Origin of the sequence: Streptosporangium sp. NPDC000095 (assembly GCF_042899335.1) — a bacterium.
Taxonomy (GTDB): Bacteria; Actinomycetota; Actinomycetes; order Streptosporangiales; family Streptosporangiaceae; genus Streptosporangium.
Genome location: NZ_JBIAZS010000006.1, coordinates 143,005 through 169,000, shown reverse-complemented (window position 1 = coordinate 169,000; position 25,996 = coordinate 143,005). Strand labels below are relative to the sequence as shown.

At 70.9% G+C, this 25,996-nt stretch carries 24 protein-coding genes; 7 read left to right on the top strand and 17 right to left on the bottom strand.

Annotated elements, in window-relative coordinates:
- Nucleotides 1–136: 136 nt before the first annotated feature.
- Together groL and groES are read right to left on the bottom strand one after the other, a co-directional pair.
- On the bottom strand, nucleotides 137–1,756 hold the full coding sequence (groL, locus tag ACFY3V_RS16095) for a chaperonin GroEL (protein ID WP_350943337.1): 1,620 nt from the start codon (nucleotides 1,754–1,756) through the stop codon (nucleotides 137–139).
- Between the two features lie 90 nt (nucleotides 1,757–1,846).
- Nucleotides 1,847–2,158, bottom strand: a complete 312-nt coding sequence (gene groES, locus ACFY3V_RS16090) for a co-chaperone GroES (protein WP_030912806.1) — start codon at nucleotides 2,156–2,158, stop codon at nucleotides 1,847–1,849.
- A 244-nt stretch (nucleotides 2,159–2,402) separates the two neighbouring features.
- Between groES and ACFY3V_RS16085 the strand changes: the two genes are divergently transcribed.
- A complete protein-coding gene (locus tag ACFY3V_RS16085) occupies nucleotides 2,403–3,569 on the top strand; it encodes a methyltransferase domain-containing protein (RefSeq protein ID WP_389773879.1) in 1,167 nt (388 codons plus the stop codon).
- Nucleotides 3,570–3,783: 214 nt separating this feature from the next.
- On the top strand, nucleotides 3,784–5,061 hold the full coding sequence (locus ACFY3V_RS16080) for a hypothetical protein (RefSeq protein WP_362896045.1): 1,278 nt from the start codon (nucleotides 3,784–3,786) through the stop codon (nucleotides 5,059–5,061).
- A 182-nt stretch (nucleotides 5,062–5,243) separates the two neighbouring features.
- On the opposite strand, the gene ACFY3V_RS16075 is transcribed toward ACFY3V_RS16080, so the two are convergent.
- Complete coding sequence (locus ACFY3V_RS16075) at nucleotides 5,244–5,846, bottom strand: MarR family transcriptional regulator (protein ID WP_362896042.1); 603 nt, start codon at nucleotides 5,844–5,846, stop codon at nucleotides 5,244–5,246.
- A gap of 110 nt (nucleotides 5,847–5,956) precedes the next feature.
- Here ACFY3V_RS16075 and ACFY3V_RS16070 point away from each other — a divergent pair, with 110 nt between their 5' ends.
- On the top strand, nucleotides 5,957–7,015 hold the full coding sequence (locus tag ACFY3V_RS16070) for an alkene reductase (protein WP_362896039.1): 1,059 nt from the start codon (nucleotides 5,957–5,959) through the stop codon (nucleotides 7,013–7,015).
- Between the two features lie 284 nt (nucleotides 7,016–7,299).
- On the opposite strand, the gene tsaD is transcribed toward ACFY3V_RS16070, so the two are convergent.
- The 12 genes from tsaD to glmS all read right to left on the bottom strand — a co-directional run bounded on the left by tsaD (nucleotide 7,300) and on the right by glmS (nucleotide 19,162).
- Nucleotides 7,300–8,331 carry a tRNA (adenosine(37)-N6)-threonylcarbamoyltransferase complex transferase subunit TsaD gene (gene tsaD / locus ACFY3V_RS16065; RefSeq protein ID WP_350943328.1) on the bottom strand — a complete coding sequence of 344 codons (1,032 nt, stop codon included), beginning with the start codon at nucleotides 8,329–8,331 and terminating at the stop codon, nucleotides 7,300–7,302.
- Nucleotides 8,324–8,776 (bottom strand): ribosomal protein S18-alanine N-acetyltransferase, encoded by a 453-nt coding sequence (gene rimI, locus ACFY3V_RS16060; RefSeq protein WP_389773874.1) that lies wholly within the window; start codon nucleotides 8,774–8,776, stop codon nucleotides 8,324–8,326. Before rimI ends, tsaD begins: the two co-directional genes overlap by 8 nt.
- Complete coding sequence (gene tsaB, locus ACFY3V_RS16055) at nucleotides 8,773–9,456, bottom strand: tRNA (adenosine(37)-N6)-threonylcarbamoyltransferase complex dimerization subunit type 1 TsaB (RefSeq protein WP_350943568.1); 684 nt, start codon at nucleotides 9,454–9,456, stop codon at nucleotides 8,773–8,775. Before tsaB ends, rimI begins: the two co-directional genes overlap by 4 nt.
- Nucleotides 9,457–9,487: 31 nt before the next feature.
- A complete protein-coding gene (locus ACFY3V_RS16050) occupies nucleotides 9,488–10,048 on the bottom strand; it encodes a class F sortase (protein ID WP_362896031.1) in 561 nt (186 codons plus the stop codon).
- A gap of 6 nt (nucleotides 10,049–10,054) precedes the next feature.
- Nucleotides 10,055–10,711: a hypothetical protein gene (locus tag ACFY3V_RS16045; RefSeq protein WP_350943324.1), complete on the bottom strand. Its 657-nt coding sequence runs from the start codon at nucleotides 10,709–10,711 to the stop codon at nucleotides 10,055–10,057.
- Nucleotides 10,712–10,880: 169 nt separating this feature from the next.
- Complete coding sequence (gene tsaE, locus ACFY3V_RS16040; protein ID WP_362896026.1) at nucleotides 10,881–11,333, bottom strand: tRNA (adenosine(37)-N6)-threonylcarbamoyltransferase complex ATPase subunit type 1 TsaE; 453 nt, start codon at nucleotides 11,331–11,333, stop codon at nucleotides 10,881–10,883.
- Nucleotides 11,334–11,467: 134 nt separating this feature from the next.
- On the bottom strand, nucleotides 11,468–12,541 hold the full coding sequence (locus ACFY3V_RS16035) for an alpha/beta fold hydrolase (protein WP_389773868.1): 1,074 nt from the start codon (nucleotides 12,539–12,541) through the stop codon (nucleotides 11,468–11,470).
- Nucleotides 12,542–12,561: 20 nt separating this feature from the next.
- Nucleotides 12,562–13,689 carry an alanine racemase gene (gene alr / locus ACFY3V_RS16030; protein WP_389773865.1) on the bottom strand — a complete coding sequence of 376 codons (1,128 nt, stop codon included), beginning with the start codon at nucleotides 13,687–13,689 and terminating at the stop codon, nucleotides 12,562–12,564.
- Nucleotides 13,686–15,314, bottom strand: coding sequence for an NAD(P)H-hydrate dehydratase (locus ACFY3V_RS16025; RefSeq protein WP_389773862.1), 1,629 nt, complete (start codon nucleotides 15,312–15,314; stop codon nucleotides 13,686–13,688). Before ACFY3V_RS16025 ends, alr begins: the two co-directional genes overlap by 4 nt.
- Before the next feature lie 10 nt (nucleotides 15,315–15,324).
- Nucleotides 15,325–15,675: a holo-ACP synthase gene (locus ACFY3V_RS16020; RefSeq protein ID WP_350943315.1), complete on the bottom strand. Its 351-nt coding sequence runs from the start codon at nucleotides 15,673–15,675 to the stop codon at nucleotides 15,325–15,327.
- Nucleotides 15,676–15,721: 46 nt separating this feature from the next.
- Nucleotides 15,722–17,137 (bottom strand): alkaline phosphatase PhoX, encoded by a 1,416-nt coding sequence (locus tag ACFY3V_RS16015; protein WP_362896018.1) that lies wholly within the window; start codon nucleotides 17,135–17,137, stop codon nucleotides 15,722–15,724.
- Nucleotides 17,138–17,314: 177 nt separating this feature from the next.
- On the bottom strand, nucleotides 17,315–19,162 hold the full coding sequence (gene glmS, locus ACFY3V_RS16010; RefSeq protein WP_350943566.1) for a glutamine--fructose-6-phosphate transaminase (isomerizing): 1,848 nt from the start codon (nucleotides 19,160–19,162) through the stop codon (nucleotides 17,315–17,317).
- Between the two features lie 306 nt (nucleotides 19,163–19,468).
- Here glmS and coaA point away from each other — a divergent pair, with 306 nt between their 5' ends.
- Both coaA and ACFY3V_RS16000 read left to right on the top strand, forming a co-directional pair.
- Complete coding sequence (gene coaA, locus ACFY3V_RS16005; protein ID WP_389773857.1) at nucleotides 19,469–20,404, top strand: type I pantothenate kinase; 936 nt, start codon at nucleotides 19,469–19,471, stop codon at nucleotides 20,402–20,404.
- 282 nt (nucleotides 20,405–20,686) lie between these two features.
- Nucleotides 20,687–21,460 (top strand): MerR family transcriptional regulator, encoded by a 774-nt coding sequence (locus tag ACFY3V_RS16000; RefSeq protein WP_389773854.1) that lies wholly within the window; start codon nucleotides 20,687–20,689, stop codon nucleotides 21,458–21,460.
- A 157-nt stretch (nucleotides 21,461–21,617) separates the two neighbouring features.
- On the opposite strand, the gene ACFY3V_RS15995 is transcribed toward ACFY3V_RS16000, so the two are convergent.
- Together ACFY3V_RS15995 and ACFY3V_RS15990 are read right to left on the bottom strand one after the other, a co-directional pair.
- Nucleotides 21,618–22,397 carry a class I SAM-dependent methyltransferase gene (locus tag ACFY3V_RS15995; RefSeq protein WP_362896012.1) on the bottom strand — a complete coding sequence of 260 codons (780 nt, stop codon included), beginning with the start codon at nucleotides 22,395–22,397 and terminating at the stop codon, nucleotides 21,618–21,620.
- Nucleotides 22,398–22,576: 179 nt separating this feature from the next.
- Nucleotides 22,577–23,767 carry a cytochrome P450 gene (locus ACFY3V_RS15990; protein ID WP_389773850.1) on the bottom strand — a complete coding sequence of 397 codons (1,191 nt, stop codon included), beginning with the start codon at nucleotides 23,765–23,767 and terminating at the stop codon, nucleotides 22,577–22,579.
- A 552-nt stretch (nucleotides 23,768–24,319) separates the two neighbouring features.
- Here ACFY3V_RS15990 and ACFY3V_RS15985 point away from each other — a divergent pair.
- Together ACFY3V_RS15985 and ACFY3V_RS15980 are read left to right on the top strand one after the other, a co-directional pair.
- The gene (locus ACFY3V_RS15985; protein WP_389773847.1) at nucleotides 24,320–24,901 is read left to right on the top strand and encodes a hypothetical protein; all 582 of its coding nucleotides are present in this window, start codon (nucleotides 24,320–24,322) and stop codon (nucleotides 24,899–24,901) included.
- Nucleotides 24,902–25,013: 112 nt separating this feature from the next.
- Nucleotides 25,014–25,964, top strand: coding sequence for a DUF389 domain-containing protein (locus tag ACFY3V_RS15980; protein ID WP_350943306.1), 951 nt, complete (start codon nucleotides 25,014–25,016; stop codon nucleotides 25,962–25,964).
- Nucleotides 25,965–25,996 lie beyond the last annotated feature (32 nt).

Sequence of the window (25,996 nt, the reverse complement as noted above, 5' to 3'; positions counted from 1 at the left end):
CTATTCGCTAGAACCGCGTTTGGTCTTCCGTCCGACATGACGCTTGAGATCGTTTTCGGTTTACCGCGAAACACGAACGGCTCGCGCCTCCTGCGAGACGCGAGCCGTTCGGAACCGCTTCGGAACCGCTGAGGAATCAGTGGCCGTGGCCGTGGCCGTGACCCTGGCCGGCGGCCGGGGCCTCCTCCTCGGGCTTGTCCACCACGAGGGCCTCGGTCGTCAGCAGCATGCCGGCGATGGAGGCGGCGTTCTGGACGGCCGAGCGGGTGACCTTGACCGGGTCGATGACGCCCTGGGCGATCAGGTCGCCGTACTCGCCGGTGGCGGCGTTGAAGCCCTGGCCGACGGACAGCTCGGTGACCTTCGCCGTCACGACGTAGCCCTCAAGGCCGGCGTTCTCCGCGATCCAGCGGGCCGGCTCGACGAGAGCCTTGCGGACGATGGAGACACCGGTCGCCTCGTCACCCGTCAGGCCCAGGTCGTCGAGGACCTTGGAGACGTGGATGAGCGCGGAGCCACCGCCGGAGACGATGCCCTCCTCGATCGCCGCACGCGTCGCCGAGATGGCGTCCTCCAGGCGGTGCTTCTTCTCCTTCAGCTCCACCTCGGTGGCCGCGCCGACCTTGAGCACGCAGACGCCGCCGGAGAGCTTGGCGAGGCGCTCCTGGAGCTTCTCGCGGTCCCAGTCGGAGTCGGACTGCTCGATGGCGAGCTTGATCTCCTTGACGCGGTCGGCGATCGCCGCGGCCTCACCGGCACCGTCGACGACGGTGGTGGAGTCCTTGGTGATGACGACGCGCCGGGCGGTGCCCAGCACCTCCAGGCCGACGTGCTCCAGCTTGAGGCCGATCTCCTCGCTCACGACCTGGCCACCGGTGAGGATGGCGATGTCCTGCAGCATGGCCTTGCGGCGGTCACCGAAGCCCGGCGCCTTGACGGCGACGGAGGTGAAGGTGCCACGGATCTTGTTCGTGACGAGGACCGCGAGGGCCTCGCCCTCGACGTCCTCGGCGATGACCAGCAGGGCCTTCTTCGTCTGCGCGATCTTCTCGAGCAGCGGCAGGAAGTCGGCGACAGAGGCGATCTTGCCCTGGGTGATCAGGATGTAGGGGTCCTCCAGGATCGCCTCCATGCGCTCCTGGTCGGTCACCATGTAGGGCGACAGGTAACCCTTGTCGAACTGGAGACCCTCGGTGAACTCGAGCTCCAGGCCCATGCTGTTGGACTCTTCGACGGTGATGACACCGTCCTTGCCCACCTTGTCGAACGCCTCGGCGATCAGCTCACCGATCTTGGCGTCCTGCGCGGAGATCGTCGCCACATTCGCGATCTCCTTCTTGTCCTCGACCGGACGGGCCGACTCGATCAGCCGGTCGCTCACGGTCCTGGCCGCGATGTCGATGCCGCGCTTGAGGGAGAGCGGCTGCGCTCCGGCGGCCACGTTGCGCAGACCCTCGCGGACCATGGCCTGGGCCAGGACCGTCGCGGTGGTGGTGCCGTCACCGGCGACGTCGTTGGTCTTGGTCGCCACTTCCTTGGCCAGCTGGGCGCCCAGGTTCTCGTACGGCGTCTCCAGCTCGACCTCGCGGGCGATGGTGACACCGTCGTTGGTGATGGTGGGCGCACCGAACTTCTTGTCGATGACGACGTTGCGGCCGCGCGGGCCCAGCGTCACCTTGACCGCGTCCGCGAGAGCGTTCACGCCGCGCTCGAGAGCTCGGCGCGCGTCCTCCTCGAACGACAGGGTCTTCGGCATGACAATCCTCTCTATAAGTACGTCGGCGCATCAAAGCCCCGGGCGCTGACGCGACCCGGGGCTCGATACGTCATCTTTGTGAAGCGAGAACTACTTCTCGATGATGGCGAGCACGTCACGGGCGGAGAGCACGAGATACTCCTCGCCGTTGTACTTCACCTCGGTGCCGCCGTACTTGCTGTAGAGGACCACGTCGCCCTCCTTGACGTCGAGCGGAATCCGCTTCTCGCCCTCGTCGTCCCAGTTGCCGGGACCCACCGCGAGGACCTTGCCCTCCTGCGGCTTCTCCTTGGCGGTGTCCGGGATGACCAGACCGGAAGCGGTGGTCTGCTCGGCCTCAAGCGGCTGGACCACAATGCGGTCGCCGAGCGGCTTAACGGGAACCTTGGTGGCGGTCGTCACGTCGGACCTCCCCTTCAGATATGAATGATCTAGAAGAGGCGACCAGCGGTCTGCCGTCGCGGGTGTCAGACCTGCCTCGTCGCATGTATTTGGCACTCTCACCGGGAGAGTGCCAATACGGAACAGTATGCAAGGTGGCCTTGACAGTCAACACGAAGCACCCCTTCTCCGCTTCACGCGAACGTCAAGCCAGGTGGAAGCCCTACGGCGAAGCCCTACGGCCGAGGCGGTAGCGTCGGCCGATGTGAATCTCGACGCATTCCGGGAGCTCCTCACCCAGCGCGGCCAGGAGGCTCTGGGCGCCGCGGCCGAGACCGCCGCCGACGACCCGGTGACGGCGGTGACGAGGTTAAGGAAGATCTACGACGCGGACCTGACCTCCGCGGCGCTCACCCAGGCGACGCTCAGGCTGCGCGCGAGGGAGAAGTTCGGCGCCGACGCCGATCTCATGTACTTCACCCGGACCGGCCTGGAGCAGGCCACCCGCCGCGAGGTCGCCGACCACAGGGCGCGGCGCCTCCCCCCGGGCTCGCGGGTCGCCGACGTCTGCTGCGGCATCGGCGGCGACCTCCTCGCCCTGGCCAGGGCCGGGTGCTCCGTCGAGGCCGTCGACGCCGACCCGCTCACCGCCGCGATCGCCCAGGCCAACGCCGACGCCCTGGGCTTCGGCGACCGGGTCTCGGTCCGCGCCGCCGACGCCTCCACCCTGGACCCGGCCGCCTTCGACGTCCTGTTCGCCGACCCCGCGCGCCGCGGCGCGCGGGGCCGGACCTTCGACCCGATGGGATACTCACCGCCCTGGCCCGCCGTGCTGGAGATGGTGGCCCGAGCCGGGGCCGCCTGCCTGAAGGTCGCCCCCGGGATCCCGTACGAGTTCGTCCCCGAGGGCGCGGAGGCCGAGTGGGTCTCGTACAAAGGCGACGTCAAGGAGGCCGTGATCTGGTGCGGTGCGCTGGCGGGCGAGGCGGCGCGCAGGGCGACGATCCTGCCGTCGGGGGCCACGATGACCCCCGACCCCGCCCTCGGCGATCCCGCCACCGGCCCCGCGGGACGCTACATCTACGAGCCGGACGGCGCGGCGATCCGCGCCCACCTGGTCGCGGAGATCGCCGCGTCGGTCGGCGGGCACCTGCTCGACCCGCAGATCGCCTACATCACCGGTGACACCGCGACGCCGACGCCGTGGGCGTCGCGGTACGAGGTCCACGAGACGCTGCCGTTCTCGCTCAAGCGGTTGCGGGCGGCGCTCCGCGAGCGCGGCGCCGGCAATGTGACGATCAAGAAGCGTGGCTCAGCGGTGGACGTCGACCGCCTCAGGAAAGACCTCCGACTTTCCGGCGGGGAATCCGCGGTGGTCATTCTCACCCGAATCGGTGACCGGCCGTTCGCCTTCGTGTGCACCCCCGACTGACCGGCGGATCATCACCATCTGACCAGCCAAAATAGTCAATTCTTCCAGCCAACCGGCAATTCCTTTCTTTTATTCTCGCTGCCAGAAAACCCTGATCCAGGGGCTAAGGTTGCCGGGCGGGAGTTCTCTCTCGCCTGCGTTTCCCTCTCGTTCATCAGCAAATCCCATCAAACCCAACCGCGCGGCTGAGCGTCGGCGAGCGAAGGAGCTCTCGGTGGATCACTCCGACCACACCCTGCTCCAGGCAGGCGGCCAGGCCGCCATCTCCGACCGGATGCGTGAGCTCCTCGCCCGCGCGGCACAGGACCACGTCTACGAGCAGCGCACCCAGGGGGCCGTGCTCGACGAGATCCGGCGGCGCCTGGAGGGCATGGAGTGGGTGCTTCGCGAGGTCAGGGAGCGCGAGATCGGCGGGCTGAACGGCACGCTGGAGTCCGTCCACGGCCGGCTGGACGACATCGCCGCCCGCCCGCCCTCCTGGGCCGAGGGCCTGGCCCAGCACGTCGAGGCGATACGCGACCACGTCGACACCGTCGGCGAGCGGGTCGACTCCCTCGGCCGCCGCGTCGACACCGTCCGCGACCGGGTCGTCCCCCTGGGCGAGCTGCCGAGCCTGTGGACCGACCTCGGTTCCGTGGGCGAGAGCATGGACGAGGCGCTCACCCGCCTACGGGCGATCTCCGACGGCACCCAGGGCCTCGACGAGCAGGTGGGGCAACTGGCCGAGCACCTGGGCAGGCTCCAGGCCGACATGGGCGTCGCGGCGCACCGGTTCAGCCGCCTCGACCGGGCCGTGGCCGACCTCTCCCAGCGCACCGGGCGCGTCGAGGCGGGGATGCTCGACCTGGTGGCGAGCGTCCAGCAGGCCGTCGGCACGGCCACGGACCGGATGCTCGCCGCCGTCGAGCAGGTGAACGGCAAGGTCGACCTGGTGAGCGGAAGAGTCGAGCAGGTGGGCGCCGGGGTCGACCTGGTCGCGCCGAGGATCGACGAGCGCACCGCCGCCGTCGAGAGCCGCATCGACAGGCTGGACGGCCATCGCATGACGGCCGGTGGCCGCTTCGACACCCTCGACGAGCGCCTCGACGACATCGAGGGGCGCCTCACCTGCCGGATGGACGTCATCGACTCCCGGCTGTCCACGCTGGACGGGCGCGCGGAGAAGTCCGCAGAGCGCCTGGAGAGCCTGGACGAGCGCCTGGAGGACCTGCCGGCCGTGCTCGGCGTCGGCGCGCTCATCGGCGTTCAGACCGCCGAGCAGCGCGAGCGCTTCGACTCCCTGGACGAGCGCGTCATCAGGGCGGAGGCGGCACTCTCCCCTCTCGCCGAGACGCTCCGCGCCCTGCCCGACCGCGACGAGCTCTCCGAGGCCCTGAGCGAGACCGTGGAGCCCGCGCACGCCGACCTCACCCGTCGTCTGAGCGCCCTGGAGGAGACCATGCTCGCCCTGGCCGAGGCGTTGCTCCGTCCCACCAGGGGCGACAAGGACTGACCTCGGTTCTCCGCCGGGGGCCGCTCCGGGCCCTCCCCGGTCCCGCTCGGCCTTCGCGAAAATCCCGCCCGGCCTCACCGGTCCCGCTCGCCCTTCGCGGAAGATCCCGCCCGGCCCTCACCGTGTGGGGAGACCCGGGCCTCACGGGGAGAGGACGAACCGCGCGAGAAGCACGGACGCCGTCAGCCGGAGCGGGTGGCATCGGCCGCCGGGCGCCTCCCCTCGCCTTCGACGACCTTCGCCTCGCGGCACAGGTTGTTCCTGACCACCGAGAGCAGGGACGACAGCTCGTCGGTCTGCTCGGCCGTCAGTCCGTTGGTCATCCGCCGGTGCACCTCGGCGAGGACCCGGTCCACCTCCGGGCGGAGCGCGTGCCCCTTGGGCGTGATGTCGACGATGCTGATCCGCCGGTTGGCGGGGTCGGGCCTGCGACTGACGAAACCGCTGCGCTCCAGGCGCTGCAGGGTCTTGGTCATGGTGGACACGTCGACGCCGACGATTCTCGCCAGGGCGTTCTGCGACTGGGGGCCGTTGTCCCACAGCGCGCCCATCACACGCTCCTGGCCCGGGTAGAGGTCGATCTCGCCGAGGAGGTCGGCGAGCAGCACGCGGTGGCCGCGAGTGGCGTAGGCCATCAGGCAGTTGAGGTCGTTGTCGTAGTCGCCGCACTCGCCGGCGGACGAGGGACACGCCCCGGCCTCGTCACCTCCTCCGGAGAGGGCCTCGGGTGTCGTGCCGCGCTCTTCGGTCACGTCGCGCTCTTCGTCGATCGACAACTCCGCCATGGTCGGGTCCTTCCGCTCTCCCCGAGACTACCCGCTTGCATGTTGGCCGACCAAGTTGTAGAACTACTTATTGGCTAGCCAAGTTGGCCAGCCAACAAAAGGAGTTCACCATGCCGTTCTCACCGTTCACGCTCGCCGGCCTCCAGCTGCCCAACCGCCTGGTGATGGCGCCCATGACACGCTCTCGGGCCTACGTCGACGGAATCCCCTCGTCGCTCACCGCCCTGTACTACGCCCAGCGGGCCTCGGCGGGCCTGATCATCACCGAGGGGGTCCAACCCAGCCAGGCCGGCAAGGGCTACATGAACACCCCGGGGTTGCACACCGACGAACAGGTGGCCGGGTGGCGTGAGGTCACCGACGCCGTCCACGCGGCGGGCGGCAGGATCTTCGCCCAGATCATGCACGCCGGCCGGATCGGCCACCCCGACAACACCGGCGCGCTCCCCTTGGGGCCGTCCGCCGTACGGCCGGCGGGGCAGATCTTCACGCCCACCGGCCTGCAGGACTACCAGACCCCGCTCGAACTGACGACCGCCCAGGTCGAGTCCACCGTCCAGGACTTCGCCGACGCCGCCGCACGCGCCGTGGAGGCGGGCTTCGACGGGATCGAGTTGCACGGCGCCAACGGCTACCTCATCCAGCAGTTCCTGTCGCAGAACGCCAACCTGCGCGACGACCACTTCGGCGGCTCGCCGGAGAACAGGATCCGCTTCGCCGTGGAGACCGCGCGGGCGGTCGTGGACCGGATCGGCGCCTCCAAGGTCGGCATCCGCCTCTCGCCGGGCAACGGCGCGGGTGACCTGGTCGAGGACGACATGCACGAGATCTACCCGGCGCTCGTCTCCGAGCTCGCCGCGCTCGACCTCGGCTACCTCCACCTGGTGGCGAGTTCCTCCGAGGAGCTCAACCAGGAGATCCAGACGCTGTGGTCGAACGCCCTCATCGTCAACGACCCCTCGATCGACGCCCCGGTCGAAAGGGTCACGCGGTGGCTGGAGCGCGGCGCCGACCTGGTCTCGCTGGGCCAGTCGTTCCTGGCCAACCCCGACCTGCCGCTCCGCCTCCGCCTCGGCGCCGAGCTCAACCAGGCCGACTTCAGCTCGGCCTTCGGCGGCGACCACCGCGGCTACACCGACTACCCGGTGCTCACCCTGCACTCCGTCTAAGGCACCCGTGGTGAAGTGCCTCCGGGAGGAAGGAGCTCTCGAAGGAGAAATCCTCGGGGCGGCCCCCGGAGGAAGAACCCGCGGCAAAGGGGAGAGCCCCATGCGGCCGCCGCCCAACGGGGGCGCGACGGCCGACGGGCGCACACGGACACGCCGGCGGGGGTCCAACGCACGAACACCCCCGGCGGGATCGGCGGGGCGCGCGCGGACGCCCTCGGCGGGGGTTCGACGGAGCGCGCGGACGCCCTCGGCCGGGCGTCATCCCCTGACGAGGACGGGGCCCGTCAGACGTGGACGGTGGTGATGGGCATCGAGGAGTCGGCCGGGATGTCCAGCCGCGACGGCGTGATGCCGGCCGCGACCAGGTCCGAGCCCAGGGCCGCCACCATGGCGCCGTTGTCCGTGCACAGCCCGGGGCTGGGGACCCGCAACCGGACACCGGCCGCGTCACAGCGCTCCTGTGCCATCGCCCTCAGCCGGGAGTTGGCCGCCACCCCGCCACCGATCAGCAGGTCGTGAACGTCGTACTTGGCGCACGCCTGCAACGCCTTGCGGGTCAGCACGTCGACGACGGCCTCCTGGAACGACGCCGCCACGTCGGGCACGTGAACCGGCTCACCCGCCTTCTCCCTCGCCTCCACCCATCGGGCCACCGCGGTCTTCAGGCCGGAGAAGGAGAAGTCGAGCGTCCCGTCGTCGTACTTGCCGCGCGGGAACGCGATCGCCGCGCCGGAGCCGTCACGGGCCACCCTGTCGATGTGCGGCCCGCCGGGGAACGGCAGGCCGAGCACTCTCGCCACCTTGTCGAACGCCTCGCCCGCGGCGTCGTCCACCGTGGAACCCAGCGAGATGACGTCCCTGGCGACGTCGGGCACCAGCAGCAGCGACGAGTGCCCGCCGGAGACCAGCATCGCGATGCAGGGCTTGGGCAGCGCCCCGTGCTCCAGCTGGTCCACCGCGACGTGGGCGGCGAGGTGGTTGACGCCGTACAGCGGCACGCCCAGGCCCAGCGAGTACGCCTTGGCCGCGGCGACGCCGACGAGCAGCGCGCCGGACAGGCCGGGCCCGGCGGTGACCGCGATCGCGTCGACGTCGGCGAACCGCAGGCCCGCCCGCTCCAGTGCCCGCTCCACGGTCGGGGTCATCGCCTCCAGGTGCGCCCTGGAGGCGACCTCGGGCACCACCCCGCCGAAGCGGGCGTGCTGCTCGACACTGGAGGCGATGGCGTTGGCCAGCATCGTGTGCCCCCTGACGAGGCCGATTCCCGTCTCGTCGCAGGAGGTCTCGATGCCCAGGACCACCGGTTCGTCACGCATGGAGATCCTTCCTCATCATGATCGCGTCAGTGCCGTCCTCGTAGTAGCGGCGGCGCAGGCCGATCCGCTCGAACCCGAACCTGTCGTAGACGGCCTGCGCGCCCAGGTTGTCGGCGCGCACCTCCAGGAAGACCGACACGGCGCCCCTGCGGGCGGCCTCGGCCAGAAGATCGGTCAGCATCGCGCCGCCGACGCCGTTCCCGCGCCACTCGGCCAGGACGGCGATGGTCTGCACGTCGGCCTGGTCCCCCGCCGCGGCGAGGCCCGCGTAGCCGACGATCACGCCGTCGACCAGGGCCACCACGTAGTGCCTGGTCCTCGGCTGGTCGTCGAGCTCCCCCCGGAGCATGCCCTCGCTCCAGGCGTCGGCGGGGAAGGTCTTCCGCTCGACCTCCATCACCGCGGGCAGGTCGTCCGCGGTCATCCGGCGCAGGACGGCCGTCACGTGGAGACCTTCTTGGGCGCCGAGGGCACCTTGGCGTCGGGCCGGCGCAGGTAGATCGGCCTGGGCGGACCGAGCACGGGGTGGGTGCCGCTCTCCGCGGCCTCGCGGACGCCCGGCTCGCCGAGTCGCCCGGCGGCGAGCGCCGCCATCGCGCCCGCGCCGGGATACTCCGGCACGTCCAGGATCCGGGAGGCGCCGACGATCTCGGCGTACATCCGCGCGCCCGCGCCGACCAGCGGGAGCTCCCCCGGCAGGTCCTGGGGCCGGTCCACCGCGGGGCCCGACAGCCGGGTGCGCGGGTCCCGGTAGTGGCCCCAAAACACCTCCTTGCGCCGGGCGTCGGTGGCCACCAGGAACGGCTCGTCCGGTCCGCTGCCGTACGCGAGCGCGTCGAGGGTGCACACGCCGTACGCCGGGACGCCCAGCGACGTCGCGAGGGCCTGGGCGGTCACCAGGCCGACCCGCAGGCCGGTGTAGGGGCCGGGTCCCGAGCCCGCGACGATGGCGGTGACGTCGCGGAGCGAGGCCCCGGCCTCGCTCAGGACCGTCTCGATCGTGGGGACGAGCAGCTCGCCGTGGCGGCGCGCGTCGATCGTCGTCGACTCGGCGAGGACCCTCGCACCGTCGTGCAGAGCTGCGGTGACGGCGGGGGTCGCGGTGTCAAAGGCCAGGACCAGCACGAACACTTAGCCTAGCCCGTCCCGCGAGGGCTCAGGTCTTGACCAGGGTGGCGTAGACGATGAGGTTGTCGCGATACTCGTGGCTGTCCCAGTCGAAGGTCCCGCCGCAGGTGATCAGTCGCAGGCCGTCCTCAAGATAGACCTTGTCGGCGGGGAACCGGTTCTTGCTGATCTGCTCGACCGTGTCCACCCGGTACTGGGCGACCTTGCCGTCGCTGCGTACGACCTTGATCACCTGCCCCTCCCGCATCTCCTTGAGCTTGTAGAAGACCGCGGGCGCGGTCTTGGTGTCCACGTGCCCGAGGATCACCGCGGACCCCTCGTCGCCGGGGACCGCGCTGTCCTTCACCCAGCCCGCGACGTTCGGCTTCTCGTACGGCGGCAGGTCGACCCGGCCGTCGGTCACGCCGAGCTTCATCAGCGGCGCCTTGATCCCCAGTGAGGGGATGTCGATGCGGCTGGGCGAGACCGACGCGCGGGCGGGCGCCTTCTCCTTCTCGACCTCGCCGCCCCGGTTGCCGAACGCGACCAGGACGACGCCGGTGATGACCCCGGCCAGGACGATCCTGGACCAGCGGGTTGAATCGGCCATGGAGGACTACGAACGGCGGCGACGCACGACCGCGATGCCGATGCCGCCGGCCAGGGCGAGGGCGAGCAGGACGCCGGTCGTGCCGATCGGGGCGCCCGAGTCGTTCGGGCCTCCGGCGGCGGTGCCGCCGCCACCCGTCTCCGGCGCCTCGGTGCTGATGATCGTCCTGGTCGGCTTGGAGGTGGGGGTGGAGCTCGGCTCGGTGTCGGCCACGATCCTGAGGTTGGCCTTGCCGGTGTCGTTGGTCCCCTCGCACCTCGCGTTGACCTCGTGGATCCCGGGTTCGGTGCCCTCGGCGACGGTGGCCTGGCCACGGACCCACGGACGCGGTGCCGGGGTCGCGGTCGAGGCGGGGTCGGGCGTAGGCGTCGCGAGGATCGGGTCGAGGGTCACCGGGGTGCGGAAGATCTTGGAGGACGCGGTACCGCGATGCTCGGGGCCGCCCTGCGGGATCGGGCAGTTGGCCAGGATCCATACCTTCTGCCCGGCCTTGGCGCGGGCCGGTTGGAGTTGGACCTCGATGTCCTGCCGGCTGATGCCGGAATCAGGTGGGGCCGTGGTGGGTGTGCCCGACGGGTCGGCCGTTTCGGCACCCGCAGAGCACCCGACCAGTCCGAAAAGGAGGATGGCTCCCACAACCGCGACACGCTTGACGCTTGGCACCGTCGAACTCCACTTCGCCCTCCGGCCGACGACCCTCGCCCGGCACGATTTCCCACCTGTTCCCCATTAAACATGGGCAAACCCGCAAGAGTCGATCATCACGCCTGACGATCTAGACCAATGGTGCGTAGTCCGAGCGTGCCAGGATTTCTCTGTCTTTGTAGGCAGATCAGATGACGCCGTGCCAGCGCGGCCCGATTCCCCTGAGGGTGACGGTCCGCTCCTCCCCCGGCTCTTCGGACGCGCCCCTGCCGATGAGGATCTCCAGCCGGTCGTCGGCGAGCCCCTCCACCAGGCCCTCGCCCCACTCCACGACCGTCACCGACTCCTCGATCGAGGCGTCCAGGTCCAGGTCGTCGACCTCCAGATCACCCCCGAGGCGGTAGGCGTCGACGTGGACCAGGGCCGGTCCACCCGAGAGCGAGGGGTGCACCCGGGCGATGACGAAGGTCGGCGAGGTGATCGGGCCGCGCACCTTGAGCCCTTCGGCGATCCCCTGCACCAGGGTCGTCTTGCCCGCGCCGAGCGGGCCCGAGAGCACCGCGAGGTCCCCCGGGCGCAACAGGGCCGCCAACTCCTCGCCCAGCTCCCGCATCTCCTCGGCGGTCGCCACGATTCTCACCGCTTCGTCACTCCTGTTCCATGCCTTCCTGGGCCTCACGAGGTCTTCCAGGACCTTCCAGGGCTCAGCGCCGTCTTCACGGCCCCGGCGAACCCCGCTCAGGGCTCACCGTACGCCGTACGTGCGCCTGCGGCTCACCGGTCCTCGTCATCGATGTCGGCCGTGTCCACCCGCTTGAGCAGGTCGTGCAGGGCGTCGTTGACCACGGTAGGCCGCTCCAGCTGGACCAGGTGCGAACTTTCCGGAACCTCGGTGAACCGGGCGCTCGGCAGCGCCGCCGCCATCGCCCTGCTGTGCTCGACGGGGGTGAGCCAGTCCTTGTCGCCGACCATGATGGAGGTCGGGACCTCGTCCAGCACGCGTAGCGCGCTCAGCTTGTCGTGCGACATCAGCGCCGGGTAGAACTCGGCGATCACCTCGAACGGGGTGGAGCGGATCATCGACTCGGCGAAGTCGACGACCGTGGGGCTGATGTTCTTGGAATCACCGAAACCCAGGTGGCGCAGGACGAGGAAGGCCACATCGTTGCCGACCTGGCGGCTCTTGTCGACCAGCGAGCCACCGCGTCTCAGGATCGACACCGTGCCCGGCGTGACCTTGTGCACCGCCTTCGACAGCAGCGCGGGCAGGCCCAGGGAGATCTCACCGAGCTTGCCGGTGGAGGTGGAGATCAGCGCCACCCCTCTGATCCTGTCGCCGAACAGCTCCGGGTGCCTGTCGGCCAGCGCCATGATCGTCATACCGCCCATGGAGTGGCCGACGAGCACGCACGGGCCGGGCACCAGCGCCTCGATCACCTCGGCCAGGTCGTCGCCGAGCCGGTCGATCGAGCAGTCCTTCATCGGGATGCGTGGCGAGCGCCCGTGGGAGCGCTGGTCCCACAGGACCAGGCGGTGCTCGCCGCCCAGGTCGCGCCGCTGGTAGTGCCAGGAGTCGAGGTTGAGCGTGTAACCATGGCAGAACACCACGGTGAGCGGAGCCTCCTCCTGCCCGTCGACCTCGGCGTACAGGGGAACACCGTCGGAGGTGGTGACCGTGGTGGGGCGGCCGCGCAGCTCTCCGAGCGGCTCGCTCGCCTCCAGGTCGGGGCGGAGCCTGATGCGTCCGACGGCGTACCGCTTGGCGAGAGCCCCTGCGGCCACTCCGGCCGACGCGACACCGACGACCGCGCCCGCGATACCGACCTTGCGCCGTCTGGTACTACTCATGCGCCCCCCTGAGCTTCCTTTCACCGGTAAACGCGCGGGACCCGCGAACCGATCCTGGTCACGATCTCATGCGTGATCGTGTCGAGGGAATCCGCCCACTCCTGAGCGGTGGGCTCGCCACGGGAACCGTCGCCGAACAGGATCACCTCGTCACCCTCCGTCAGCGGGTCGTCTCCTACGTCGATCATGAACTGGTCCATGCAGACCCTGCCCGCGATCCGCCGTCTGCGGCCACCGGCCATCACCTCCGCCACGTTGGTGGCGTGCCGTAGGACCCCGTCCGCATACCCGAGGGGGACGAGGCCAAGCGTCGTCTCCCGATCCGTGACGTACAGGTGTCCGTAGGAGACGCCCGACCTGGCGGGCACCCGTTTGACCAGAGCGATCCGCGCGACGAGCGTCATCGCCGGATGCAGCCCGAAACCTCCGAGCCGGGGCACGGGGCTCAGGCCGAAGGTCGCGATGCCCGGACGGACCAGGTCGTAGCGTGCCTGCGGCAGCGTCAGGATCGCCGCCGAGTTGGCGATGTGCCTGATGACGTGGGAGCCTCCGGCCCCGGCCTTCTCCGCGATGTGCAGCGCCTCGTCGAAGGCCGCCAGCTGGGCCGCGATGGACGGGTCTCCCGGTATGTCGGCGCAGGCGAAGTGGGACCAGAGCCCGACGATCTCGATCACGCCCTCGGCCTGGTGCCGCAACGCCCGCTGGACCAGGGCCGCCCATTCCGCCGCCGTCGCGCCGCCGCGTGACATGCCGGTGTCGACCTTCAGGTGCACCCTCGCCGCCCCACCGGCCTCCGCGGCGGCGTCGGCGATCGCGTCGATCATCGAGACGGAGCTCGCCGAGAGCTCGATGTCGTGCCCGACGGCCTGCTCAAGCGGCTCTCCCGGCGGGATGATCCACGCCAGGATCGGCGCGGTGATCCCGGCGGCCCTCAGATCCAGGGCCTCGCGGATGTAGGCGGTGCCCAGCCGTCCCGCGCCGGCCTCCAGGCAGGCGCGGGCCACGGGAACCAGCCCGTGCCCGTAGGCGTCGGCCTTGACAGCGACCATCATCTCGGCGCCGGGAGCGTGGCTCGCGAGCTGCCTCACGTTCTCACGAATCGCCGAGAGATCCACCCGTGCCTCGGCGGGAGTCATCGGGAAACTCATGACCCCAGTTTGGCAGGTGGGAGGCGATGCCGAGGCCCGTCGAGCAGGGAGCGCGCCACCTCCGGCAGGGCCTCGGCGACGTCCCAGGCGGTGAGAGGGCCCTGACGACCGGCGATTCCGTGCAGATACGCGGCACAGGAGGCCGCGTCGTACCCGCTCAGCCCCGCGGCCAGCAGCGCGCCGGCCAGACCCGCCAGCACGTCGCCGGTGCCGCCGGTCGCGAGCCAGGGGCTGCCGGTGAGGTTGATCCCGACCGGCCGGTCCTCCTCGGCGACCAGCGTGGTCGAGCCCTTGAGCAGCACGGTCACCCCCAGTTCCGCCGCCGCCCGCCGTACGCTCTCCAGGCGCCGCGCCTCGATCCGCTCCCTCGGCACACCGATCAGGCGGGAGAGCTCGCCCGCGTGCGGGGTGATCAGGACCGGCGCGTCCCTGCGGAGCAGCGCCCTGTCCTGGGCCACCAGGGTGAGCGCGTCGGCGTCGACGAGCACGGGGACCTCGCTCGACAGCACGGAACGGGCGACGGCGCGGGCCTCGTCGCCGGTGCCGAGGCCGGGGCCGAGCACCCACGCCTGCACGCGGCCCACCCTCTCGACCCCCTCCCCGGGGGCGAGCGTGGTGATCACGGCCTCCGGCCAGCGGGCCCGCACCTGGGCCACCGGCTCCGCGCCCCCCGTGTAGCGGACCATGCCCACCCCGGCCCGCAGTGCCCCGCCCACGGCCAGCACCGCGGCGCCGGTGTAGAGCTCGCTGCCCGCCGCGACCCCGACGACGCCCCGGCGGTACTTGTCGGACGAGGCGTCGGGTCTGGGCAGCATCGCGGCCACGTCGGCGTCCGTCGGCGCGACCGCCTCGGGGTCGGGCAGGTGGGGGCCGAGGCCGATGTCCACGAGTTCCGTCCGGCCCGCGTGCCGGGAGCCGGGATCGACGAGCAACCCGATCTTCCACGCCCCGAACGTGACGGTGGCGTCCGCGACGACCGCGGGACCCTCCACCCGGCCGCTGCTCGCGTCCACACCGCTGGGCACGTCCACCGCGACGACCTCGCCGGGCGCGTCGTTCGCGAGCCGGGCGAGGGTCGCGTACGGCTCCCTGAGTGCCCCGGCCCCGCCGATCCCGAGCATCCCGTCCACGATCAGGTCCGCCGCGTCGAGCAGGCCGCGAACGCGCGCACCCGCGGGATGATCCGCCGTGGCCACCGCGATACCGGGCCCGTTTCCCGCGCCGTGACCGGGACCGGGGTCGGGACCGGAACCGGGATCGGGACCGGAACCGGGATCGGGGTCGGGACCGGATCCGGGACCGGGATCGGGGTTGAGCCGGGTGACGCGGCCGCCCGCGCGGCGCAGGGCCTCCAGACCCCCCGCGTGGACGCGCGTACCGGCGAGGAGCGCGTCGACCCTCGCCCCCCTGGCCGCGAGACGGGCCCCGGCGTGGAGGGCGTCACCGCCGTTGTCCCCACCGCCGACGAGCAGCACGACGCGGGAGCCGTACACGCCGCCGAGCATCCTGGCGCAGACCACCGCGAGCCCGGTGGCCGCCCTCTCCATCAGGGCGCCCTCGGGCAGCGTCGCCATCAGTGCCGCCTCGGCCGCCCTGATCTGGTCGGAGGTGTACGCGGTCCGCATTCCACCGAATCTATCCCTCGGCGATCACGTAGGCGATCGCGACGCCCCCGTCGTGGGTGAGGGAGACGTGCCACCGGGCCACGCCCAGGGCCTCGGCGACGTCCGCCACCCGGCCGGTCACCCGCAGCTCGGGCCGCCCGTGCTCCCCGCTGAGCACCTCGGCGTCCAGGTGACGCAGCCCGGGAGGGGCGCCGAGGGCCTTCGCGACGGCCTCCTTCGCCGCGAACCTGGCGGCGAGGGACTCCGTGGCCAGCCCGCTCTCCCTATCGGTGAACAGGCGTCCCCGCAGCGCGGGCGTCCGCACCAGCGTCGCCTCGAACCTCGCCACGTCCACGACGTCGACACCGATACCAACGATCACCCTCCCAGGCTAGTGGCGTCGCGCCGTCGGCCCGCGTTCCCGCCGGTCAGAAGCCGCCGCGCTGCCAGGGGCCCCAGATGGCGAAGCTCGTCCCCTTGGTGGACTGGACGTTGACGTAGAGGGTGTGACCGCCGGGGCCGAAGGTCGAGCCGGCGAACTCGGCGCCGGAGTCGCCGCGGACGGGGGTGAGGCGGGAGAAGTCGAAGATCTCGCCCTGGCGGGTGAGGCCGCGCAGGTAGTTGTCACCCGCGCCGTCCTCGCACAGGACCAGGGTGCCTCTGGGGCTGGCGGTGACGTTGTCCGGCAGGTCGAGGGTGACCGCGCCCGGCGACTCGTAGACGAGTTTGAGCCGCCCGCTCCACGTCTCGTACGCCCACACCTGGCCGCGTCCCTTGCCGAAGCCGCCGGGCGGGGTGTCGCCGGACGCGGTCGCGCCGCCCTGGGTGGAGACGAAGTAGATCGTGCCGTGGTGGTTGATCGCCCCCTCCAGCCGGGAGAAGAGCGCCGCGCCCTTCGCCCTGCCCTGGTTGCCGACGGCCTGGAGGGCGAGGCTGTTGGCGGGGGTGCCGATGAAGGTGGGGTCGGGGTCGTCGATGTCCACCCAGGTCGTCGAGTACGAGGCTCCCCTGGGCTGGCCGAGGGAGAGGTTCTTGCCGGGCGCGCCCCGCACGGCCAGCATCTGGAGCCGGCCGCCGTCGAGGATGCGGCGGGCCGTCAGCGGGTTCTTCGGGGGCAGGTAGCGGTAGAAGCCGGAGGCGAAGCCGAAGTTGTCCTCGGTGAGGTAGAGCGCGCCGGTGAACCCGTCGAACGCGACCGACTCGTGGGCGAACCGCCCGGCGTTCCTGATCGGTCCTCCGGCCTGGCCGTCGAGCGGGACCTCGAAGATGTAGCCGTGCTTGCGCGTGAGCTTGCCGTTGTCCTGGCCGGTGAAGTCGTCGCCCACGTCCGGCCCGTTCACGGTCTCCTCGCAACTCACCCAGGCGCCCCAGGGCATCGGGCCGCCTGAGCAGTTCATCTGGGTGCCGGTCAGGCTGGGGGCGGAGGTGAGCACCTTGCCGTAGCGGGTGACCCTGAGCGTCGAGGTGCCGCCGCCGGCCGCCGGATCGTAGGCCTTGGCCGGGTTTCCGAACGCGCCGACCGGGCCGTTGACCTCGTGGTTGCGGATGAGGATCGCGCTGCCGCCCGGCCCGCGGAACGCGGCCATGCCGTCGTGCCTGGAGGGGACGGTGGATCCGTCGCTGTACTTGTCGCCGGCCGAGCTGAAGGACCGGTAGTGGAAGCCGTCGGGCAGGTGGAGGCGCACCACGCCGTCCCGCTCGTCCTTGACCGGCTTCAGCGGGCCGTACCCGGCCCCCGGGAGAAGCTCCCCGTTCGCCCCCGCCCGCGCGACCCCCGCGAACGGCCCGGCCACCCCCAGCGCGGCCAGTGCGCCACCTCGGGCGAGGAAACGACGACGGTCCATCTTGCGGCTCCCTTGGATCCGGTGGATTCACGCCACGTTGATGCGCCTCAGTAAACCGTTATATGGCATATATCGACACTTAATGGGACAAGAAGAAGGGCAGACCCTATACCCACTTACGGGTGTGGGTAATCCATAGACTTTATCCACAGGCTGTGGACAACGCACGGGGAGGGCTTACTCCACCGTGACCGACTTGGCGAGGTTGCGGGGCTGGTCGACGTCGTGCCCCTTGGCCGTGGCCAGCTCGCAGGCGAAGACCTGGAGCGGCACCGCGGCGACCAGCGGCTGGAGCAGGGTCGGCACGACCGGGATGTGGATCAGCGTGTCGGCGTAGCGCCCGACCGCGACGTCCCCCTCCTCGGCGACGACGAGGGTCCTCGCGCCCCTCGCCCGGATCTCCTGGATGTTGGACACGATCTTGTCATGGATCATCCGCTGGCCCGACGGCGAGGGGACGACGACCACGACCGGGAGCCCTTTGTCGATCAGCGCGATCGGGCCGTGCTTCAGCTCGCCCGCCGCGAAGCCCTCCGCGTGCATGTACGCCAGTTCCTTGAGCTTCAGCGCCCCCTCCAGCGCGACGGGAAAGCCCACGTGCCGCCCGAGGAAGAGCACACACCGCTCGTCGGCGAGCGACCTGGCCAGCGCGCGGACCGGCTCGACGGTCGAGAGGACCTCGCTCACCTTCGACGGCGCCTCCGCCAGCCGGTCGACGATCTGGGTGATCTCGTCGCCGTACTTCGTCCCCCTGACCTGGGCGAGATAGAGCGCCACCAGGTAGCACGCCACCAGCTGGGTGAGGAACGCCTTGGTGGAGGCCACCGCGACCTCCGGGCCCGCGTGCGTGTAGAGGACGGCGTCGGACTCGCGGGAGATCGTGGAACCGTTCACGTTGCAGACCGCCAGCACCCGCGACCGCTGCCCGCGCGCGTGCCGTACCGCCATGAGGGTGTCCATGGTCTCGCCCGACTGGCTGATCACGATCACCAGCGTGTCCCGGGTGAGGATCGGGTCGCGGTAGCGGAACTCGCTCGCCACCTCGACCTCGCAGGGCAGCCTCGCCCAGTGCTCGATGGCGTACTTCGCGATGAGCCCGGCGTGGTAGGAGGTCCCACAGGCGACCAGAATGATCTTGTTGATGTCACGTAGCTCCTGGTCGGACAGTCGCATCTCGTCCAGCACCAGCCGGCCGTCCTCGCCGACCCTGCCGAGCAGCGTGTCGGCGACGGCCCGGGGCTGCTCGGCGATCTCCTTGAGCATGAAGTGGTCGTAGCCGTCCTTCTCCGCGGCCGAGGCGTCCCAGTCGACGTGGTAGTCGCGCGTCACGGCCGGGAGGCCCTGGAAGTCGGTGACCGTGATCTTCGAGGGACGCAGTTCGACCACCTGGTCCTGGCCCAGTTCCACCGCCTCGCGCGTGTACGCGATGAACGCCGCCACGTCCGAGCCGAGGAAGTTCTCCCCCTCGCCCCTGCCGATGACCAGCGGTGAGTTGCGCCGCGCGCCCACCACCACGTCGGGCTCGTCGGCCGAGATCGCGAGCAGGGTGAACGCCCCCTCCAGCCGCAGGCAGACCCGGCGCATCGCCTCCATGAGCCCTCCGGCGGCGAACCGCTCCAGCAGGTGCGCCACCACCTCCGTGTCGGTCTCGGAGACGATCCTGTGCCCCGCGTTCTCCAGCTCGGCCCTGAGCGCGGCGAAGTTCTCGATGATCCCGTTGTGGATGACCGCGATCCGTCCCTCGCAGTCGGTGTGCGGATGGGCGTTGCGGTCGGTGGGGGCCCCGTGGGTGGCCCACCGGGTGTGCCCGATCCCCGTCGTCGCCGCGGCCGGCGGTGTGGGACGTGAGACCAGCGCCGAGCGCAGGTTGGCCAGCTTCCCCGCCCGCTTCTCCACGACCAGGCCGTCCGCCCCGACCAGAGCGATCCCCGCCGAGTCGTATCCCCGGTACTCCAGGCGGCCCAGCCCCTCGACCGCGACTTCGATCGCCTGGCGCTGTCCCGTATATCCCACTATTCCGCACATTGTCATACCCCCTCCCTGAGAAGTCGTCCGGTGCGTCTATGGAGAACCCCCCGGACAGACCAAGAATCCCGCCCGGTGCCCGTCGGGAAGCGCTCCCGACGCACCACCCCCGTCGGGAAGCGCTCCCGACGCACCACCCCCGTCGGGAAGCGCTCCCGGCACACCAGCACCCACCGGGAAGCGCTGCCAGCACACCAGCACCCACCGAGAGGCCGCCCCCGGCACACCGACACCCGCCAGAACCCCGTCCCACGGACCAACACCCGCCAGGAACCCGCTCCCGACAGATCAGTAGGCTCTCTGAACATGGCCAACGGTTTGGACACCGCGACACCGTACGTGCAGCTCAGCCGGGCTCAGTGGAGCGAACTCCGCAAGAACACGCCCCTCACGCTCACCGAGGACGAGCTGGAGGAACTGCGCGGCGTCGACGACCCGATCGACCTGGCCGAGGTCACCGACATCTACCTGCCGCTCACCCGGCTGCTCAACCTCCACTTCACCGGGGCCAGGCAGCGCAGCGCGGCGCTCAACACCTTCCTCGGCGGCGGGCGCAGGACGGCCCCGTACGTCCTGGGCATCGCGGGGAGCGTCGCGGTCGGCAAGTCGACCACGGCCCGGCTGCTGCACACCCTGCTGGCCCGCTGGCCCGAGCACCCTCGGGTGGACCTGATCACCACCGACAGCTTCCTCTTCCCCAACGAGGTCCTCACCGCGAGGGACATCATGCACAGGAAGGGCTTTCCCGAGAGCTACGACCGGCGGGCCCTGGTCAGGTTCGTCGCCGACGTCAAGGCGGGCCTTCCGGAGGTGACGGCCCCGGTCTACAGCCACCTGGAGTACGACATCGTGCCCGGCGCGACCCAGACCGTGCGCCGACCCGACATCCTCATCGTCGAGGGCCTCAACGTCCTGCAGCCCGCACCGCCCACCGCCCTCGCGATCAACGACTACTTCGACTTCTCGATCTACGTGGACGCCAAGGTCGAACACATCCGCGACTGGTACGTGGACCGCTTCCACAAGCTCCGGCGTACGGCCTTCGAGGACCCGAAGTCCTACTTCAAACATCTCGCGAGTCTGTCGGAGGAGGAGGCCACCGACTTCGCCAGGAACATCTGGCGAGACATCAACGAGCGCAACCTCGTCGAGAACATCGCCCCCACCAGGGGCCGGGCCGACCTCGTCCTCCACAAGGACGCCAACCACTCCATCCAGCGCGTCCGCCTCCGCCGGATCTGACCCTCCCGGCGCTCCGCCCCACTCCCGGGAGGCCCCTCACGCTCCCCGATCATCAACCGACTCCTGACTTCGAGACGTGGCGGCGCCGGTCCCTCCAGATCCCGCGCCGCCACGTCGGCCTATCAGGCCCTCCCGGACAGCAGGGCCGTCCAGATCGCTGGAGTCTCGGTGATCGATCACCGATGGCTCTCGTCCACCCGGTGATCGCCGTCGAGTCGCGTGGGGCGCCGGATCCGCAAGGGACTTGAACCCGCCGCAACGGCAGGTCCTAACGTTGCGGACGTGATCGGGAAAGACGACGCCGGGCGTCGGTGGAGCATCGGCGAGGTGGCGCGGGCGAGCGGGATGACCGTGCGCGCGCTGCGTCACTACGACGCGATCGGCCTGCTGAGCGCGAGCGAACGTACCGTGTCGGGGCACCGCCGCTACACCGGGGACGACGTGCGGCGGCTGTACCGGGTGCGGGCCCTGCGAACGCTCGGGCTGTCCCTGGAGGAGATCGCGAACGTCCTCGCGAACTCCACGGACGACCTGGCCGCGATGCGCGACCTGCTGGCGGCGCAGCTTCGCGAGTTGGAGGCGCACGGCGCGCGGATCCAGCGGCTCACCCGCCGGCTGCACGGCCTGCTGGGACAGATCGACAGCGCGTCGATGCCCGATCCGGACCAGTTCATGACGACCCTGGAGATGATCTCTATGTTCGAGAGCTCGTTCACGACGGAGCAGCGGGAGCAACTGGCCCGGCGCAGGGCAGACCTCGGCCCGGAGGCCGTCGAGGCGGCCAGGACCGAATGGGCGGGGCTCGTCGAGAAGCTCCTGCGGCACGTGCGGGACGACACTCCGGTTGACGACCCGCGCGTGCGGGCCCTGGTCCACCGCTGGGACACACTGGCGAACCGGTTCCACGACGACGGCGACGACGGGGAGGGAACCAAAGCCACCGCGCGGCGGATGTGGCGGGAGAACAGCGAGGAGATCGGCCGGAGCCTCCCCTGGCCTGCCGACCGCATGCGCGACCTGGTCCTCTATCTGGAGCGCTGCCGCCAGGCCGGTTGACCACGACCTGACCGTGGGGAACGACGCGGGGCATGAGCGGCGCGGGGACGCAGGGACGCGGCCGAGGATCCCTTCCGCATCGGGATCCCCTGTCCGGGGCCGACGACTCCCCTGGGGTGGCGAGAGTGCCGCCCACGACAGGGGACACATCCGGCGCTCAGTCGGCCCTGCGGGCGACGTACAGGATCCGGTCGTGGTCGTCCTCGTCGGCCGGCTCCCGCGCCGACGTCCCCACCAGCCCGCGGGTGGCCACCACGCGTAGCCCGGCCCGCTCGGCCACCCGGCGCACCGTCCGGTCGGAGCGGTGCCGCTGCACGTGCCGCATCGACACCCGCTCCCAGCCCGCGCCGGCCCGCTCGAACAGGTCGAACTGGGTGACCACGACCGCGTCGGCCTCGATCCGCGGTGACGCCGCGAACCACGCCACGTACCGGTCCCCGCGGTCGGCGACCGTCGGGACGCCGAACGTACGCCGGTAGTAGCCGATGGTGCTCAGGTCGAAGATCAGCACCCCGCCGTCCGCGAGCTGGTCGCGCGCCGACGCCAGCGCCCACCGCAGCTCGTCCGTGCCGGTCAGGTACGCCATCGGCAGGTCCACGCAGGCGACCACGTCGAAGCCGGTCAGCCCAGGCGGGGGCTGCTGCAGCCGTCCCACCAGGAACCGGACGTCCTCGGCTCCGGGTCTGCTCCCGGCCATCGCCACCATCGCCGGCGACAGGTCGTAGCCGGTCACCTCGAACCCCCGCTCGCGGAAGGCCACGCTGCTGCGGCCGGTTCCGCACCCGGCGTCCAGCAGCCGCCGCCCGCCCGTGCCGTACAGGTCCGCCATCTCCACGTAGCGGTCCACCAGGGCGGCGGTGTCCATCCGCGCGTTCAGCTCGTCGTACCGTGCCGCGACGCTCTCGTACGCCGCCAGCGTCTCGTCCACATGCGTCATGAGCGCCTCCCTGAGCGCGGACCCGTCGGGGCCGCGCCGGGCCGTCGGAGGCCAGGCGCGGCCGGAGGGGGAGAGGGTCTTACCAGACGAACCATGCCTGCCGGTTGACCCGGCGGCCGGTAACACGGCGCAGCAACTTCCTCATGGAGTTCACCTCCCTTCCTGGTGGCCGCTGGCGGTCAGGGTCTGATGGGGGTCCGGCGCAGTTGGAACGAGGGCGGGGTGATGATGCCCGCGACGTGGGGGCGCCCGTGGCCGCCGCGCACCTCCAGGCGGGCACCGTCGCTCACGGCGGCGAGCAGGCCGGTGGCCAGGGTCTGCGCGACAGCGGCCCCGGCACAGGTGAACGGGCCGCCGCCGAAGGGCAGGTAGGCCCCGCGAGGGCCGGGGCCGTCGTCCCACCGTCCTGGCCGGAACCGGGCGGCCTGCGACCAGTACCGCTCGTCGCGGTGCAGCAGGTAGACGCAGACCGACACGCTCTCCCCCGGCTCCAGCCGCACGCCGCCGATCCGGTGGGCGCGGTGTACCGGGCGGCCCAGCAGCCACGCCACCGGCCACAGCCGCAGCGACTCCCGTACGGCCGATTCCGCGGGCACGTCCGCCAGGTCGACGCCGTGGGCGGCGGCCGCCAGCAGCGCCCAGCCGACCACGTGGCCGACCGGCGCCACCGAGGTACGGAACAGCAGGAGATACACCTGGGCGACCTGCGCGGCGGGCGTGTCGGGCGGGGTGGATCCGAGCACGGCGTCCAGCAGGTCGCCGGGGCGACCGGGCCCCTGACCGGCCGGACCGGTCACACCGGCCCGGCGGGCGCGCACCTCGCCGGCGACCGCCCGCACCACGCGCGCCCACAGCGCCGCCCGCGCCACGCGTGCCAACCGGCCGCCGGGACGGATCAGGACGTCACGCTCCACCACCCGCGTCATCAGCTCCCGCAGCGCCGACGGGCTGTCCGGGCGCAGCAGCGCCTCGGCCAGGAACCGGTGCGCGGCGGTGCGCCCGGCCGACGGCCACTCGCTGACCTCCCCCAGCCCCGCCACGACGGCGGGCAGCCGCTCGCGGTGGGCGGCCAGGTGGGCGCGCACCGTCGCCCGCGCCGCACGCCCGATGGCGACCTGCGTCTCCCGCGACCCCAGCCGCCCGCCGCGGACATGGAAGAAGTCGGACACCTCGTCGTAGTGACCCTCCTCGTTGTGCAGCACCCGCAGGGCCTCGACCGGGTCGGCCACGCACAGTGACCCGTCGTCGGGCAACCGGAACACCGGGCCGTGCTCGCGGGCCGCCCACTCGACGAACCCCAGCGGGTCACGGCGGTACCGGCGCGCCGCTCCGGCGGAAGCGGTCCGATCCGATTCACCGGCCGTCGCCATCCCACCCCCATGCCGTCCGTGACCTCGGGCGCACGCGCGGGTGGTGCCGCCCGCGCGCCCCGCCGGGAGAGGGCGCCGCCCGCCACCTTCGCCGGGCGGGCGACCGGATCGTGGGCCCACCGGCAGGCGGCGACGACGAAAAAGGCCGACACCACACCAGGAACAGCGGAAGCCTATACCTGCGAGTCATTCTCGATGGTCATTGAGTGAACGATGGGGAATATCAGTGTTTTATTGACAGAATTGGTTGAATAAACGCTGCGGAGGTATCCCGTGAATAGGTCGTCCGTTCCCGCTCCAGCATGGCGAGAACGCACACCCACCCCTTCCCCGAAACCGTGAACCAGGACGCGACCGGTAACCGTCCGACTACAAATCCGCATGTCAGGGCCATGATCATGACGTAGCGGACCTCCGGCGTCACACCTCGTTACCTTTCCGGGCCCCGTTTCGGCCACTCACCCATCGTAGGTAAAAAACTTCCCCGCCTGCGGTTATGCATGCCGTAACAGCACCAAGCGCTCGCCAGAAGAGTGGATTAGTGTCTTATGTGTGAGCATCTCATCTCATGGTCCGCTGAAGCTGAGCGTCGGCGCGAGCACCGGCATGAAGATCGCTGCCATACTCCTCGCCGTCCCCTTCGTCGGTTTCCCGCTGTTCGCGATCTCGGAGATCGGGCGGGCCGTCGAGCTCTCCCTCGACGACCCCTCTCTGATCCTGACGCTGCCCCTCGCCCTGGTCATGGTGGTCTTCCTCATCGTCCTCCTCGGCGTCCTCCGCTTCCGCGCGGAGATGGAGGGAAGCGTCGTGGAGGTCCACAGCGCGTTCACGACGCGCAGGGTGGATCTCGCGCGGGCCCACGTCTGGCTGGACTCCTTCCCCGAGTGCTCAAGAGCCCGTGACCTGACCGGCCACCGGCTCCCCTACCTGTACCTGTACGCCCAGGAGCCGGGCGGCCGCAAAATCCTGCTGCGACTGCGCGCGGCGCACGCCTTCCTGCCGCCGCGGGAACTGGGCGCCCTCGCGGACGCCATCGAGTCGGACCACCGGACCGGCCAGGACGCCGAGCGGGCCTCCCGCACAGCCGACCTGCTCCGGCGCCTGAGCGCCGACCCCGCCCTCAAGGTTCCCTGACGGGCTCCGCTCCCGCACCGGCCCGGGCAGTCGGGAAGCAGGAAAGGGGCGGACGACGACCGTACGGCTCCCGGGCTTCAGCCGGCCGGGATCCAGGTCCTAGGGTTGGCCCGTGCTGCATCTACGTGTGATCACTCCGGCGGAGCTGACGGACAAGGTGCTGAAGGTGCTCGACGAGTGCGTCGGCGTCCTCAACATCGTCCTGTTCCCCGGTGTCGCGCGCTCCCCGGCCGGGGACCTCGTCCAGTTCGACATCGCCCGTGAGGCCGCCAACCAGGTGATCGAGCGACTCCAGGAGCTCGGCCTCCACACGGAGGGGTCGATCGCGGCCGAGCAGATCGACCTGTCGATCTCACAGGCGGCCGAGCGCGCCCAGGAGGAGGCACCCGGCGACAGCGAGGACGCCGTGGTCTGGGCGGAGTTCGCCCAGCGGGTCGACGAGGACACCCGGCTCACCTGGGCCTTCCTCGCGTTCCTCACGATCGCCACGCTGCTCGCGGCGATCGGCGTGATCGTCAACTCACCGATCCTCATCATCGGCGCGATGGTGCTGGGGCCCGAGTTCGGCGCGATCGCGGCCATCTGCTTCGGCCTGCTCCGCACCGACGGGAACCTCATCGGCCGCGCGGCCAGGACCCTCGTCCTGGGCTTCGCCGCCGCCCTCACGATCACCTTCGTCTGCGCGCTGGCCGCGCGAGGGCTCGGCTGGATCGGCGTGGGCACGCTCGCGACCGGGCACGAGGAGATCGAGTTCATCGTGAAGCCCGACAGGTGGTCGTTCATCGTCGCGCTGCTCGCGGGGGCCGCCGGGGTGCTCTCGGTCACCGCGGGCAAGTCCTCGGCCCTGGTCGGCGTCTTCATCTCGGTCACCACGGTCCCCGCCGCCGGATACTTCGCGGTCGCCGCCGCGCTCGCCCGCTGGGGCGACATGGCCGCCTCGGCCGTCCAGCTCGGGGTGAACGTCGCGGGCATGGTGATCTCCGGTGTGGTGACGCTGCTCGTCCAGAGGGCCTACTGGTCCCGGTTCGGCATGCGGCTGCCGGCGCGCCCGGGTGGGAGATAGCGGCTGAGAATTGACCTTTTGGACGAGGGGAG

Coding starts and splice junctions, on each gene's coding strand:
- groL (WP_350943337.1), bottom strand. CDS start 1,756: ATGCCGAAGACCCTGTCGTTCGAGGAGGACGCGCGCCGAGCTCTCGAG.
- ACFY3V_RS16075 (WP_362896042.1), bottom strand. CDS start 5,846: ATGGCGGAGTTGTCGATCGACGAAGAGCGCGACGTGACCGAAGAGCGC.
- ACFY3V_RS16070 (WP_362896039.1), top strand. CDS start 5,957: ATGCCGTTCTCACCGTTCACGCTCGCCGGCCTCCAGCTGCCCAACCGC.
- tsaD (WP_350943328.1), bottom strand. CDS start 8,331: ATGCGTGACGAACCGGTGGTCCTGGGCATCGAGACCTCCTGCGACGAG.
- ACFY3V_RS16050 (WP_362896031.1), bottom strand. CDS start 10,048: ATGGCCGATTCAACCCGCTGGTCCAGGATCGTCCTGGCCGGGGTCATC.
- ACFY3V_RS16035 (WP_389773868.1), bottom strand. CDS start 12,541: ATGAGTAGTACCAGACGGCGCAAGGTCGGTATCGCGGGCGCGGTCGTC.
- alr (WP_389773865.1), bottom strand. CDS start 13,689: ATGAGTTTCCCGATGACTCCCGCCGAGGCACGGGTGGATCTCTCGGCG.
- ACFY3V_RS16025 (WP_389773862.1), bottom strand. CDS start 15,314: ATGCGGACCGCGTACACCTCCGACCAGATCAGGGCGGCCGAGGCGGCA.
- ACFY3V_RS16015 (WP_362896018.1), bottom strand. CDS start 17,137: ATGGACCGTCGTCGTTTCCTCGCCCGAGGTGGCGCACTGGCCGCGCTG.
- glmS (WP_350943566.1), bottom strand. CDS start 19,162: ATGTGCGGAATAGTGGGATATACGGGACAGCGCCAGGCGATCGAAGTC.
- coaA (WP_389773857.1), top strand. CDS start 19,469: ATGGCCAACGGTTTGGACACCGCGACACCGTACGTGCAGCTCAGCCGG.
- ACFY3V_RS15995 (WP_362896012.1), bottom strand. CDS start 22,397: ATGACGCATGTGGACGAGACGCTGGCGGCGTACGAGAGCGTCGCGGCA.
- ACFY3V_RS15990 (WP_389773850.1), bottom strand. CDS start 23,767: ATGGCGACGGCCGGTGAATCGGATCGGACCGCTTCCGCCGGAGCGGCG.